Raw genomic sequence first — 13,532 nt, 5'->3', positions numbered from 1 at the left:
CGGATCTCTTCAAGCGTTGCATGTGAAAGCTGCCGGCCGTCGTCCTCGCGCATCTCGCCTCTCCCTAAGCCCTTTAAAGCTTAGACCATGGCGTCGATTTATGTTCGCTTATTTATGCACTGGTTAGCCACTTTGCCGCGTAATCGGTTCGAGCACGAGTTGCATCGTGCCGCCGCAAGGCAACCCGAAGCGACGCGCCTCCTCGGCGCTAATGCCATATTCCACCACTTCCGGTGTCCTTTGCGCGACGCCGTACCGACGCACCCGGTCGATCAGGTCATCTTCAATGCAGCCGCCCGAAATGGAGCCCACCACGTCACCGTCGTCGCGCAGGACAAGCATCGCCCCCTCCGGGCGAGGCGACGAACCCCATGTCTTCACCACCGTCACGAGCAGCATGCGGTGGCCTGCATCGAGCCAGCGCATCGCAGCTTCCAGCACCTCGAAATCGATACTGTTCATGCTCACATTTTCCTTCGGCACGTGGTCAAACATCGTCATGCCTGCGCACCTACTAGCTGCCGAACGGCTTTTTGACCGTCAGCCTGTTGGTCACGGACGTCACGCCGGGAACGCCCCTCGTGATCTCCGTCGCCTCGCCGACCTGGGAGGCATCCGCCACCGTCCCGTCGAGCGTCACCGCGCCACGCCTCACGATCACGCTGATATTGCCGGCATTGATTTCCTTGTGTTGCGCGATCGCCGCGTAGACCTTGCGACGCAGCGCAAAATTGTCCTTCCGGTTACTCTTCGCGGTCAAACTGTCAGAAGCTTCGGTCACTGTCCCTACCGACACGCTGTGCGCTTCGCTCTCGCTGGCTTGCGCCCAGACGTGGATGGATGTTGATCCGACCAGTAACCCAACAGCGATCTTTCGTGCTCTGCTCTTCTTCATTGAATGCTCCAGCTCCGCCGTGGCGGGATCAGAAGGTGTGGCGGATGCCGATCATCGCCGCGGTGCTCGAGGTACCCTCAGGAACCGGCGCGCCATAGGCGACCGTCTGACTCATCTTGCCCCGGTTATTGACATGGCCAACCTGCACGTAGGCGATGGTGGTCTTGGATAAGCTGTATTCGGCACCCACCGCGTACAAATCCGATTGATTGGATGAAACGTTGCGATCCTTCAGGTAATAAAAGCCCGAGGTGAGCTTGAGAAAAGGAGTGAACTTGTAGCCGAGCCCCCCGGAAATCATCTCGAAGTCGACTTGACCGCTGTTTGCCGGATTCCTGCCGATGCTGTACGACGTCGACACTGACAGGTCGTGGAACGTGTACATCGCGCCGAAATAGTAGAAGCGGTTGTTATTGAGCCCCGTGGATGGCGCCGTGATGATCGCGCCGGTGGCCGTCGTCGTGAACGGATTGGTGTCGTGACCGTTGTAGTAGACAGCCGAGAGGTTCAGGCCGTAGTTCGAATACCGGAGCACGACAGACTCGCGCGTGCCGCCCTGGAATTGACCTGCGACGCCACCAGGAGCGTACTCGACACCGAGCGATAAACCGTGAAACTTCGGCGACTGGTAAACAATCGCATTGGAGTCGTACAACGCACCGATTGCTCCGTTTGTACTGGTGCCCTGCCAGCCTGCAGCCTGATTCATGCCAAGCCATGCGGTGAGGATACTGCCGAAGAATTGCGCACCCCGTACGTCGGTGTCGGCCATCGCAAATATCATCGGCACGAACTGACGGCCCGCGTCGATCGAGCCGAAAGGACCTGAGATGCCCAACGTCGCTTGCTGGCTGAAGATTGCGCTGGAGCCGGGCGTGTCGGACAGCCCGAACTTCCCATTGGTGCTGGTGAATGCCCCCTGAAGCCTGAAGTTGACCTTGTAACCGCCTCCGATGTCTTCGGCACCCTTGAGCCCCCAGAAGCTGGTGAAAATCCCCGCGTCCTTGAGTTCGTACACGTGCCCGAGATTCACTTTCGACTGGAAATTGGGCGCATTCGCACTTTGATACAGCAATCCGGTGTCGATGGCGCCATACAGCGTCACCGATGATTGCGCGTGTGCCGCGACCGCCCAAGCAACGAGCGTCGAGGCGACGATCACTTTCAAATTCATGTTGTCTCCAATGTTGTAGTTTTTCGCCGGATGGGCCCAGCGTGGTCACCGCAAGGGCCGCAGTGCGTGCGAATTGCCGATCCACGATCATGCGCATTCACTAATCGGTATCCACGAAGCTTGTTGAGCGGCGCGCTTCGAATTTCCGCGTCGTCTTTTCAGCCAGTTTCCGGGCCAAAAAATATAGCGGCCAGTCCCATTCCGAATACGGTTGCGAGAGCGATTCCCACCACACGAAATCCCAGATTTGCCGACGCAGACGACACGATCAACGGTCCAAGCGCGGTGAACAGACGTGCCATATTCCAGGCGAAGCCTTGGCCCGTGGCGCGAACATGGAGCGGAAAAAGCTCAGTCAGATACAGCGCGACTATCCCAAATCCCCCCAATCCGAAAAAGCCGAATCCAAGCATCGCGACATAAAACGTCCCCAGTGTTTTCGCACCGCCAAAAAGTGCAACTCCTGCAATCCAGGCGCCTGCGCAAAACACCGCATAGACGGTCCGTCTGGAGATACGCGGTATCAAAGTGACGAGGAGCAGAATCGAAGCGAATCCAAGTACCGCGCCGACGTTGGTCGCCATGAACGCGATGCCCGTCTGCCTCGTGAATTCCGCATTGCCAGCGGATGGGAAGAACTCTCTCAGCAATGCGGGAAACAGGATGGATGCCCCCCAGCTACCGATCATCATTGCCGAGGCAATGAGTGTGCCCACCAGGGTTCGACGACGCAACTGACGGCCAAATATCTCGGAGATCGAGCCCATTCTCGGACCTGCGTGACGAATTCCGGTCGCACGCGACTGCTCCCAACTAGCCGATTCCGGTGTGATGAACCGCAGGCCAAGGCTCGCGACTGCCGGTACCGCCCCCACGCCAAGCACCCAACGCCATCCAGCACCTGACAGAAGGATCGCAATCGCGGACGCGGCAATCAGCCCTACCACATTGGCAACCTGCATGACCTGGACAGCCTTCGCCCTGTGTTTTTCCGGCCAGGTCTCCACGACAAGCGCGGCGCCAGCGGCCCATTCCCCCCCTATTCCAAAACCCGCCAGCATCTGAAACGCGAGGAGTTGATGCCAGTCCTGCGCTAAGGCACCGGCTGCCGTGAATACCGAGTAGATCAGCATCGTGCCGAGCATGACTCGAGCTCGCCCAAATCGGTCGGCCAGGACGCCAAACAGAATGCCGCCGATGCCCCAGCAAACCAGTTTCGCGCCGACAATGAGCGCTCCGATCTGCAGGGCGCTGCCTTGTGAAGGCCCGAGCAGGTCGTGAAGGGCCGGCACCATGATCATGGTGAAAAGGTAGAGATCCATCGCATCGAACATCCACCCTATAAACGCGGACGCAAGCACAATCCAGGCTGCCTTGCCCACGACAGAAGCACCGACATTGCTCCCGCGGTCTGTCGACTCGAACGGAGTCGAGTTCGTCTCCATCTGCTCATCTCCTTCGTTGTACTACTTATAATTATGGAAGCACTCGCCAACACTTCGATGCCATCGTGTGCCGTGCATCGCAAGGCTCAGTAGAAGCTGCTGCCTTTTGCCAACCCGACCAAATTGAAAAGAAAAATCAACGAAGAGAACTATGATGAATGCGCGCTGGCAAACCACTGCCTGCATTTTGCAACCACCGTTGCCCACACCAAGCCGAGCACCGAAATCTCGTTCGTTGAGCCCGCAGTGTTGTCGCTGCGTCTTGCCGCCACGGGTCTTTTTTCTCCAGTGGACGATGAGGCGAACGCGTCCGCGCTGGCTAAGGATGCCTCTGTAGCAGCCGGACGATCCGCGAGTTCCTTCAGCAAATTTGCCGCGAATTGACGGACCATCTGTTCCGATACGGCGTTGATGATTCCAACCCCGCGGCCATACTGCGCCACCTGCCCCGCCATCTTCACAGTGGTGTGGACGTCGACCTGAGTGCCGGCGACGTCACTGAGTCGCGATAGAGAAAACGTCGTCACCGTAGTGGCTGATCCCCGGTTTTTGGTCTCCTGCCATGTGGCGGTGACAGTCGCCGTATACGCGTCTCCCAACGGTGCGCTCAATGTGACCGTGCCGGCGAATTCCATCGCGATGGGACCCAGCTTGATGCGAATCAGCCCCTTATACGAATCCTTGCCGAGTGTGTCAGTCAGCGTCGCACCGGGAAAGCAGGACACGACCAGCGGCACGTCGAGTAGTGCCTTCCAGGTATTCTCGATAGTCGAGTCGACCGAAAAGCGATTTACGATTTCCATGCTTCCCCACCTTCATCCGTGTATTTCTCAAACAAGCCTAATAAAACTTCCGCGTACGCATCGGGCGTATCGACACATGCGAGGTGAGCGGCAGCGCCCAGCGTTCGTTCCTTCGCGCCAGGGATCCCTTGTGCCAACTTCGCCGATACTGCTCTGGGTATGCTCATGTCCAGTTCGGCGTTCAGCACGAGCGTCGGCACCTCGATGTCGCGCAAAAGACCAGACACGTCATCCGTGGAAATGGCGCGCAATATTTCCAGGTAATCCGTTGAAGCCACGGCCGCAATCTGCTGGGCAAGCCGTTCCCGTTTCGCATAGGCGGTGTTCCTGTGGAGGGTCTGCTCCACGGACATGCGCGCAAAGAGATGCATAGGCAGCTTTTTCAACATCCCTTCGGCTGCGGCGAACCGCTTTTCCACCGCGGGTCCTGAAACGCCTGCGTATGCGCTCGACAAGACCATGACAGCAACGCGTCGACCCAACTTCGCGGCAACGCGTACCGCTGTCAGCCCCCCCATCGAGATGCCCACCAGGCCAAAACAATCGAGGCCGATGGCCTCCGCCACTGCGACAACGTCGTCGGCAACAGCGTCCGGATTCCACGCGCTTCGCTTCGTCGAGTCGCCATGACCTCGGGCATCTATCGCCACGACTCTATATTTCGCGGTGAGTGCGGGCAGAATGTCGTCCCACAGCGCGCTCGATGTGCCGAGACTGTGCAGCAAAACGACCGCGGGCCCATTGCCGACGTCAATATAGGCAATGCGTTCGCCGTCGACGGTCAGAAACCGCTTCTCGTGGGACGGCACGAACGGCGCTGTCACGTCGAGGCGCGCCGCAATCGATTCCGCCAGAACGTCGGCAGCAAGCGTGGCAAGCTTTGGCGAATGCAGACCGGGCGACTCGCGCAGGAAGGTCTTGACTCCGCGTAATGCCTGCGGAGCCCGGCTGTTCATGAAGGCGATGAAATCGTCCAGCGCTTTGTCCAGTTCCCAAGGAGCGACAATTTCGCCGATCAGCCCATAGTCCAGAGCGGTCGCCGCGTCGATGGGCTGGCCCGTTAGAACCAGACGCGAAATCGCTTTGACATGGACACGCGCGACGAGAACGGACATCAACAGTGCAGGAGCAAACTGCTTCGCGAGTTCATCAGCCTCGAACTGGCTACGCACTTCGGCGACCGCATAGTCGCTCGCTGCAACGATTGCGCAACCCATACCCGAAGCGAGCCCTTTGACGAAACAGGCAACAGGTACCGCACTCGAACGGATTGCCTCATAAAGTGCGAGAATGGGCGCCGCACCCCGTGCCTTGATTGCGGGGCGTGGATCTTCCGTTGGGGAAAGCGCCGGCGGTGGCGATGCGGCTCGCCCTCCACAGAAGTTCTCGCCCTCCCCGGACAAAACGATGGCGACGGTGCTCTCGGGAGGATCGCTGATCACCTGCGTGAGCGCTCGCATCATTGCATCATCCAGTTCATTCCTGCCGTCAGCACTGTTCAGGGCGATATGCAGAACATTACCCTTCATCTTCAGCAGAAGATTTTCATGCATGCCGATCTCCTCGTTCATCGCGATTTCACCCCGGGTGATGGCATGCCTGGTGCAAACTGCCGAACAACCCCCTGATTCTGAAGTGTCCTCAGTGCCTCGGCATCAAGGCCGATGTACTTCCCGAGTACGGCGTTCGTGTGCTCCCCCAAATGGGGTGGGTAACTCCCATCGTCATGGCTCGGGTCATCAAACTTGATTGGATTGCCGGGCACGCGAACATGAGATCCCGCTCGACTGCGAAGCTCGACGACCATGTCTCGATGCGCGACCTGAGAGGCATTCAGTGCTTTATCCACCGTCTTGACCAGAGCGGCCGGAATCGAGGCTGAATTCAGCGAATCGAGCCAACTCTGCGCTGGTTCGGACCGGAAGCGCGCCTCCAGTGTTTCCCATAGCGCCACCTTGTTTGCCAGGCGTTCGGCCGGATCCTTGAATCGCGGGTCGTGGACGAGATGTGGCAAACCGACTGCCTTGCACAGGTCCGCCCACATACGTTCGGTATTGGCGGTCACGACCAGTGAAACACCGTCGCCACATTCGAACGCGCGGTAGGTCGGTATCGAATCGTGGCCTCGTCCCTGCGGTTCCGGCACTTCGCCCGACATCAGGTAATAGGCACCTTGATAACAAAGCATCGCGATTTGCGCGTCGAGCATCGACACATCGACGAACCGTCCTTCGCCAGAAGTTTGGCGCTCGACCAGCGCAGCGAGAATGCCCATCACGCCATACATGCCGGCCGCCAGGTCGCCGATCGGAATGCCGGCGCGAACGGGCGCCCTGCCAGGCTCCCCGGTCAGACTCATGCCCCCCGACATCGCCTGCACGATCATGTCGTAAGCGGGTAGATCCCTGTCCGGGCCCGTCTGTCCGAACCCGCTGATACTGCAATAGACGAGCCGCGGATTGCGCGTGCGAAGTTCCGCCTCGCCAAGTCCGAGCCGCTCCATCACACCCGGGCGATTGTTTTCTACAAGGACATCGAAATGCGCGGCCAGCTCCCGAACGAGTTCGGCTCCCTTCTCCGTCTTGAGGTCAATGACAACACTCTTCTTGTTGCGATTGACTGCGAGATAGTAAGCGCTGTCCCCCTCGACGAAATGGGGGGGTACGCCGCGCGCGAGCTCGCCGCCCGGCGGCTCAATTTTGACGATCTCAGCGCCGAGGTCACCGAGGATTTGCGTTCCGAAGGGGCCCGACAGGAACTGCGTGAGGTCTAGAACCCTCACACCGCTCAGTGGACCAGTTTTTCCAGAGTCCATATCGTTATCCAGCAAGTTCTTCGTTCAAGGTGTGTCGAGGGCGACGTCGCTGTACGCGCCAGCGGCATGCAGACGATCAAAGATCATTTCAGGCAGCACGGGTGTTTCGTCAAAACGAATTGACCATCGGCTCAGCGCATCCTCAATGGCACTGACGATCGCCGCGGATGCAGGAATCGTCCCGCCTTCCCCGGCCCCTTTGACGCCGAGAGGGTTGTTCGGCGAGGGGGAAACAAGATGCGCCATCTCTATGTGGGATGGCATGTCGAGTGCGGTAGGCAGCAGAAACTCGGCAAAATTCGTCGCAAGCGGCTGGGCATTCTCGTCGTAGCCGTGGCGCTCGAGCAGCGTATTTCCGATCCCATGGGAAATAGCGCCAATCACTTGCCCCTCGACGAGCATCGGATTGATCACGGTCCCGCAATCGTGTGCAACGCCATAGCGCAAGACCTTTACGTAGCCAGTCCCGATATCCACCTCGACTTCCGCGAACGCCGTTCCGTTGGCGTAGACGCTGGCTTTCGGGGAGAAATAATGCGTGACGGTCATGCCCGCATCCAGCCCGTCAGGTAGCGTGAACCCAGGTATCCCATAAGACATTCGAGCGATTTGCCCAAGCGGCAACGCCTTTTCCGGCTGACCTCGCACGCGTGCGGTGCCACGTGCGATCTCGATCTGATCCAGCGGAACACGAAGGGCGTGTGCGGCGAGCCCCCTGATTTTTCCAGCGAGCTTGCCGCATGCGATGTGGATGGCATTTCCGGCGTTGACGGTGATCCGGCTCGCGAATGTCCCGATGCCCATTGCGAGCTTGCTCGTATCGCCGACGACTACCGTAATGGCATCCATCTCGACGCCGAGCTGATCGGCAGCGATCTGGGCAAAGATGGTTTTCATTCCTTGTCCTTGCGCACCGGCACCACCGACGTCCAGGTGTATGCGTCCGTCGTTTTGCAACGTGACTTCCGCCCCTTCATAAGGGCCGAGGCCGCAACCCTCGACATAGTTGGCAAAGCCAATCCCGAGATACCGATGCTGCGCGTGCGCGTCCTTCTGACGGGCGCGAAACGCATCCAGATCGGCAAGCTCGACGGCCTTTTCCTGAGTCTCCGGATAGTCGCCGGAGTCATATACCATCGGCGCACCGTCGCGGAATATCAGGCCAGTCTTGTACGGCATCTGGTCTGGCTGCACGAAATTGCGGCGTCGAATTTCCAGACGGGCGAGGCCGAGCTGGTCGGCTGCCGCATCGAGCATCCGCTCCATCGCGAATACCGCTTTGGGCCGTCCCGCGCCACGCACCGGCGTGGTGGGCACCATGTTCGTGCACGCCACTTTCAGCTTCACGTCGAATGCCCGGACGACGTACGGACCCAGCGACGAGGTCACCGCGATAATCGGCACGACAATGCCCCAAGGCACGTACGCACCGTTATCGTGGACCACGGAGCCGCGCACGCCGAGGATCTTTCCGTTCTTGTCGAGCGCCATCTCGAGATTCCACAATTGATCGCGCTCCTGGGTAATGCACAGGAAGTGCTCGCGCCGATCTTCGGTCCACTTGACCGGCACACCCAGCTTGAGTGCCGCCGATGCCACGACCAACTCTTCCGGATAGGCGATGCCCTTGGGACCGAAAGCCCCCCCGACGTCCGGCATGATGACCCGGATCTTCGCTTCGTCGTAGCCGAGCGCTTGCGCGAGAAGACGTCTCTCGAGGTGCGGCGCCTGGCCTGAATTCCAGACGGTCAAATCACCGGTACCGGCATCTAGCCGCGCGAGGGTCGCGCGGCACTCCATCGGGTGCGCAGTACCGCGATGATGGAATATCTCGCGCTTGACCACGTGCGCGGCGCGCGCGAAGGCCGAGTCGACTTCGCCGAAAGCAAACGGCATGTCGAGGAGAAGGTTTGTGGGAACGTCGCTGTGAGCCCGTGGCGCATTCGGGTCGAATATCTTCCTGATGTCGCTGGCGACCGGCAGTACCTCGTAATCGATCTGCACCAGGTTAGCGGCGTCTTCGGCGATGTACCGGCTTTCCGCAATGACAACGGCAATCGCCTCGCCGACGTAGCACACCTCGTCCGCGGCCAACGGCGACCACATGCGCGGCTCATTCAGCATGTGCGTTGGTGCCAAGACCGGAATTGGCCGCCGATGTGCTTCATCCAGGTCAGCGAATGTCCACACATGGTGTACGCCCGGTACGGCCTTTGCTGCTTCCGTATCGATGTGCTTGATGCGGGCGTGCGCGTGAGACGATCGCACGAAACAGCAATGCAATGTTCCGGGAAGGTGGATATCGTCGACGAATTGCCCCTCGCCTTTGAGCAGCGCGGGGTCTTCGGTGCGCTTGACGGGTTTGCCGACATATCGCGCACCCACGCTCGAATCCGAGGGGGGATCGCTGTCTTTTGAGTATGCGGTAACCAGTCCGAAAACGGGATCGGGCTCGCCGCGCATTCGGGCGGCCGCGAGTAGCGCCGCTTCGACTATGGCCTGGTAGCCCGTGCAGCGGCAGATGTTCCCGCTGATCGCATCGCGAACTTCGGCCTCGCACGGGTCGGGGTTGGCTAGCAGAAACTCCGTTAGCGTGGTCAACATGCCTGGCGTGCAGTATCCGCACTGCAATGCATGGCGATCCTGAAACGCCTGCTGCAGGATGCCGAGCGAGCCGTCGGTATTCGCCAGCCCCTCTACAGTTGTGACCGTCCGCCCGTCGACCTGACCACAAAGCTGAAGGCAGGAGCGCATGGAACGTCCATCCACCAGTACCGTGCATGCCCCGCAAACACCATGCTCGCAGCCGTAATGCGTGCCCGTCTTGCCAAGCTGGTGACGAAGAAAATCGCCGAGCGTCACTCTGGGGTCGATGTCGCAGGTCATTGCCTGTCCGTTCAGTTCGAAGGCAATCTTTCTCTGTTCGACGATTTCGATTTTCTGATCCATGATGCCCTCAGCTTGCGTTCAATGCGCGAGCGAACGCGCGCCCAAGCGCACGCTCGGTCACGGTCCACGCGAGACGTTTCCGATATGCGGCACTGGCGCTCGTGTCGCTAAGGGCGTCAATCCAGCTTGCTCTGCTGGCTGCTGCCTTTGCCAGACCGGCGCTGGGCTGCTGTCCCTGGAGGACGTCGTCAAGCTGCAGACGACAAGGTTTGCTGCCCATCCCGCACAGGACCGCATCAGCGCGCGTGATTGCGTGATTTACGTCGACCGACACCATGGCCGCGGCGCCGACGATTGCGAAGTCCCCATGTCTGCGCGCGAATTCCTCGAACGCATATCCGTGTGGCTGATTCCAGATACGAAGGCGAATTTGCGTCACCATTTCGTCCGGCTCGATCGAAGTAGTCATGAAGCCGCGCGCGAATTCTTGAAATGGGATGCGCCGCTCTCCACCGGGTCCCACGGCGACGATGGTCGCATTGAAGATTTCGGCAAGAGCGGGCTGCTCCGAGGCCGGATCGAGATTGCAAACGCTTCCGACAAAAGTGCCTCGATTGCGCGTCTGAATATGGCCGACCAATCGATAGGCCTCCACCATCAGCGGTGCGTATTGCTGAATCAAAGGAGATTGCTCGATATCCCGCTGGCGAACCAATGCGCCGACGCAGACCTCATCGCCTTCCAACGTTATCCCGTCGAGGCCAGGTATCGCGTTCACGTCGACCAGGTGATCCACATACGCGTAGCGCATGGCCAGCATCGGCATCAGCGTCTGTCCGCCAGCGACGATGCGTGCGTTGTCCAGCGTGGAGAGTAGCTCAACGGCACGCGCCACGCTTTCCGGACGGTGCCAGGTAAAGGATGCTGACTTCATTTCTCACCTTCCAAGAATGTGTATCGCGCACGCACCGTGATCGAAGCCGTAGGCGCCTCCACCGGTGATGTGCGCCAGCCCGATTCGTGGACCGCGTGGCTTGTCTTGCGCGACCTGCCGCGCGCCGCAGCGACCCTGCAGCTGGCGTGTTATTTCGACGATCTGCGCGATCCCTGACGCTCCAAGCGGATGGCCCCTGCAGAGCAGACCGCCGGACGGGTTGAACGGGATACGTCCGTTCAGCGACGTTTGACCGTCTCTGATCAAACCCGCCCCGTCTCCGTGGGCGGCAAAACCCAGTGCTTCGTAGTACAGCAATTCGGCGATGGTGAATGCGTCGTGACACTCGACGAGATCGATGTCGGAAGGGCCGATACCGCAGGATTCGTAGGTTTCGCTCGCGCAACGCATCGTGACTTCGGGAGTCGTCATATCCCTCCCTCCCTGCATATAACGGCCCGACGTCAGATGGGACGCAAGAATCTTCACGGCGCCTTGCCGATTCGCAATGGGAAGGTCGGAGGCTTCAAGCACCACTGCGGCTGCGCCGTCGCCGAGCGGGCAGCACTGATGCAAAGTCAGCGGCGAGGCCACCTGCCGGCTGCTGAGCACTTCATCCACTGAGATGGTGCTGCGGATCTGTGCGTAGGGGTTGAGCGCTCCGTTCGCCCTGGCCTTGACAGCGATCTGCGCGAGATCGCGGGCTGATAAATCGAATTCATGCATGTAGCGCTGTGCGCGCATTGCATACAGCGCCGGCATCGTCAATCCGTTCGCCGCCTCGACATCCTCATCGCCCAGGTCAAGTGGCCCGGCTCCGAGACGAGTCAATTGCTCTACTCCAACCACGACTGCACAATCCACCGCACCTGCGGCAATCGCGAGGTAGGCGTGCCGAAATGCGCTCGCTGAGGACGAGCAGGCGTTTTCGAAATTCGCCGCTTCGATGCCGGTCAGCCCCGTCTCCCGTGCGATGCGTTGGGCAGCCAACGGACCACCGGATACCGTACCGCAATAGACTGCGCCGATGCGTCGGCGATCGATTCCGGCTTCATCAAGTGCCTCGATGACCGCTGGCGCGGCGAGTTGGGAAAGACTCACTTCCGGGAAACGTCCAAAACGAATCGTGCCTGTGCCAACGACGCTCACACTCCTCAAACCGTTCGTCACGCTCATGAATTTTCCTGCTGAGAAATTTCACCGGGCGCGGTAAAGAAATAGATGAATTGGCTCGCTTGTTTGTTTGCTGGTTGCACTCGCAATTCGAGCTGCTGCCCCGTCTGTACGGCGCCAACGTGCATTTCGATGCGCCCGAAGACCCGCAGACCATCGCTCAGGTCCACATACCCGACGGTGTAGGGCGTGTCGACGCCTCGTGGTCCCATATGCACCACGCTGTGGCAGTAGAGGGTGCCGATCGCCGGCAACGGCGACGCGACGAAGTCACGACCGCCGCATTGTGGGCACACGGTGAGTACCGGATAGATCGGCGTTTCGCAATCGGAACACTTCACCCCTAGTAATGACCAGCCCTTCCCGCCTCTTACAACTGAGGCTGTCCCTAATCGTCTGAAACCGTTCACGCTGACTCCACTCCTGTTCGTTTGGATGGTGTAGTGTGTAATACACTATACTAGCAAGCGGCAGCCAGGAAGGTAGGGCAAACCCGGTGCTCGCGGTTGCCTTCAGAGAGAATCGACATGCCGCCTGCTGGTCGGGAGCGCCGTCGCTATATGCTGTTGCCGATGCATCGGCAACCGGTCAGTGCAGAGCGTGAGCCGCGAAGTCTGCTCATCCATCTGATTCCGAAAAATCGTCGGCGGCCTCGCTTGCTGGCGAGTTTCTCCAACGGAGGGCAGAATGCCTTGCAGACCGATAGTTTTGGAGCTTATAAGTGGCAATAGCGAAGGCAGGAAAGAAGACGGCCCTCTCGCGGGCAGAGAATCACGCGCCGGACGGCGTACAGGGGTATCAGCAGCGTGTTAGCAGGGAAAAGCGCGCGCTGATACTGGACGTCGCAATTGCAACGTTTCTGGAAAGCGGATATGACGCGGCCACGATGGATTCCATCGGCGATCGCGCGGCAGTGTCATATGCGACCCTGTACAAGCACTTTCCCGGTAAGGAGATCCTCTTCAGCGATGCGATGGACCATCTCTTCCATCAGTTGTTCGCACGCTGGAAGGATCACGCCGTGCCCCCGGAGGTCGAGTCGGGCTTGCGCGAGATTGCCCGGGCATACAACGAGCTTGTTTCCGAGCCCAGCATGATTGCCGCAATGCGGCTGGTCATTGCTCAAGTGCGAAGCTTTCCCGACATGGCACTTCGCTTCCAGCGCGCGAAAGATCTCTTCAGCGACGTAACGGACGCCTGGTTGACAAAGCGGGTGGAAGAAGGCCGCCTGAAGATTGCCGACGTGCGGCTCGCACGCGCCGAATTCATCGGCATGTTGGGAGAAACGCTTTACTTTCCCCGTCTAATGCGGATCGATCATGCGATCTCCGACGAAGACGTTGAAAGGATCATCGGCAGCGCAGTCTCCACGTTCCTGACGCGCTATCACGCGCATTGAATAAC

The 13,532-nt window shown here is 59.5% G+C and carries 11 protein-coding genes and 1 pseudogene; 1 reads left to right on the top strand and 11 read right to left on the bottom strand.

Annotation, left to right across the window (positions count from 1 at the left end; all coding sequences use genetic code 11):
- Positions 1–126: 126 nt before the first annotated feature.
- From F6X39_RS10510 to F6X39_RS37360, 11 genes and pseudogenes are all read right to left on the bottom strand, one after another.
- A pseudogene (locus tag F6X39_RS10510) lies at positions 127–462 on the bottom strand (XdhC family protein); the annotation flags it as partial.
- 52 nt (positions 463–514) lie between these two features.
- A complete protein-coding gene (locus F6X39_RS10505) occupies positions 515–895 on the bottom strand; it encodes a BON domain-containing protein (RefSeq protein WP_187616560.1) in 381 nt (126 codons plus the stop codon).
- A gap of 28 nt (positions 896–923) precedes the next feature.
- A complete protein-coding gene (locus F6X39_RS10500; RefSeq protein ID WP_187616559.1) occupies positions 924–2,069 on the bottom strand; it encodes a porin in 1,146 nt (381 codons plus the stop codon).
- A 158-nt stretch (positions 2,070–2,227) separates the two neighbouring features.
- Positions 2,228–3,514 carry an MFS transporter gene (locus F6X39_RS10495; RefSeq protein WP_187616558.1) on the bottom strand — a complete coding sequence of 429 codons (1,287 nt, stop codon included), beginning with the start codon at positions 3,512–3,514 and terminating at the stop codon, positions 2,228–2,230.
- A gap of 149 nt (positions 3,515–3,663) precedes the next feature.
- On the bottom strand, positions 3,664–4,317 hold the full coding sequence (locus F6X39_RS10490; protein ID WP_187616557.1) for an SRPBCC family protein: 654 nt from the start codon (positions 4,315–4,317) through the stop codon (positions 3,664–3,666).
- Positions 4,305–5,888 (bottom strand): alpha/beta fold hydrolase, encoded by a 1,584-nt coding sequence (locus F6X39_RS10485; protein ID WP_187616556.1) that lies wholly within the window; start codon positions 5,886–5,888, stop codon positions 4,305–4,307. The genes F6X39_RS10490 and F6X39_RS10485 overlap by 13 nt, the downstream gene beginning before the upstream one ends.
- Positions 5,885–7,132: a CaiB/BaiF CoA transferase family protein gene (locus F6X39_RS10480; protein ID WP_187616555.1), complete on the bottom strand. Its 1,248-nt coding sequence runs from the start codon at positions 7,130–7,132 to the stop codon at positions 5,885–5,887. Before F6X39_RS10480 ends, F6X39_RS10485 begins: the two co-directional genes overlap by 4 nt.
- A gap of 24 nt (positions 7,133–7,156) precedes the next feature.
- Complete coding sequence (locus F6X39_RS10475; protein WP_187616554.1) at positions 7,157–10,081, bottom strand: molybdopterin-dependent oxidoreductase; 2,925 nt, start codon at positions 10,079–10,081, stop codon at positions 7,157–7,159.
- A gap of 7 nt (positions 10,082–10,088) precedes the next feature.
- Positions 10,089–10,955, bottom strand: coding sequence for an FAD binding domain-containing protein (locus tag F6X39_RS10470; RefSeq protein ID WP_187616553.1), 867 nt, complete (start codon positions 10,953–10,955; stop codon positions 10,089–10,091).
- Positions 10,956–10,958: 3 nt separating this feature from the next.
- Positions 10,959–12,131: a thiolase family protein gene (locus tag F6X39_RS10465; protein ID WP_187616552.1), complete on the bottom strand. Its 1,173-nt coding sequence runs from the start codon at positions 12,129–12,131 to the stop codon at positions 10,959–10,961.
- Positions 12,128–12,538, bottom strand: coding sequence for a Zn-ribbon domain-containing OB-fold protein (locus F6X39_RS37360; RefSeq protein ID WP_187616551.1), 411 nt, complete (start codon positions 12,536–12,538; stop codon positions 12,128–12,130). Before F6X39_RS37360 ends, F6X39_RS10465 begins: the two co-directional genes overlap by 4 nt.
- Before the next feature lie 311 nt (positions 12,539–12,849).
- Here F6X39_RS37360 and F6X39_RS10455 point away from each other — a divergent pair, with 311 nt between their 5' ends.
- A complete protein-coding gene (locus tag F6X39_RS10455; protein ID WP_187616550.1) occupies positions 12,850–13,527 on the top strand; it encodes a TetR/AcrR family transcriptional regulator in 678 nt (225 codons plus the stop codon).
- The last annotated feature ends 5 nt before the right edge of the window (positions 13,528–13,532 follow it).

The sequence above is a fragment of the Paraburkholderia sp. UCT2 genome (assembly GCF_014397665.1).
GTDB classification, from domain to species: Bacteria; Pseudomonadota; Gammaproteobacteria; order Burkholderiales; family Burkholderiaceae; genus Paraburkholderia; species Paraburkholderia tuberum.
Note: the sequence above shows the minus strand (reverse complement) of the source record. Positions and strands in the feature narration are given on the sequence as shown.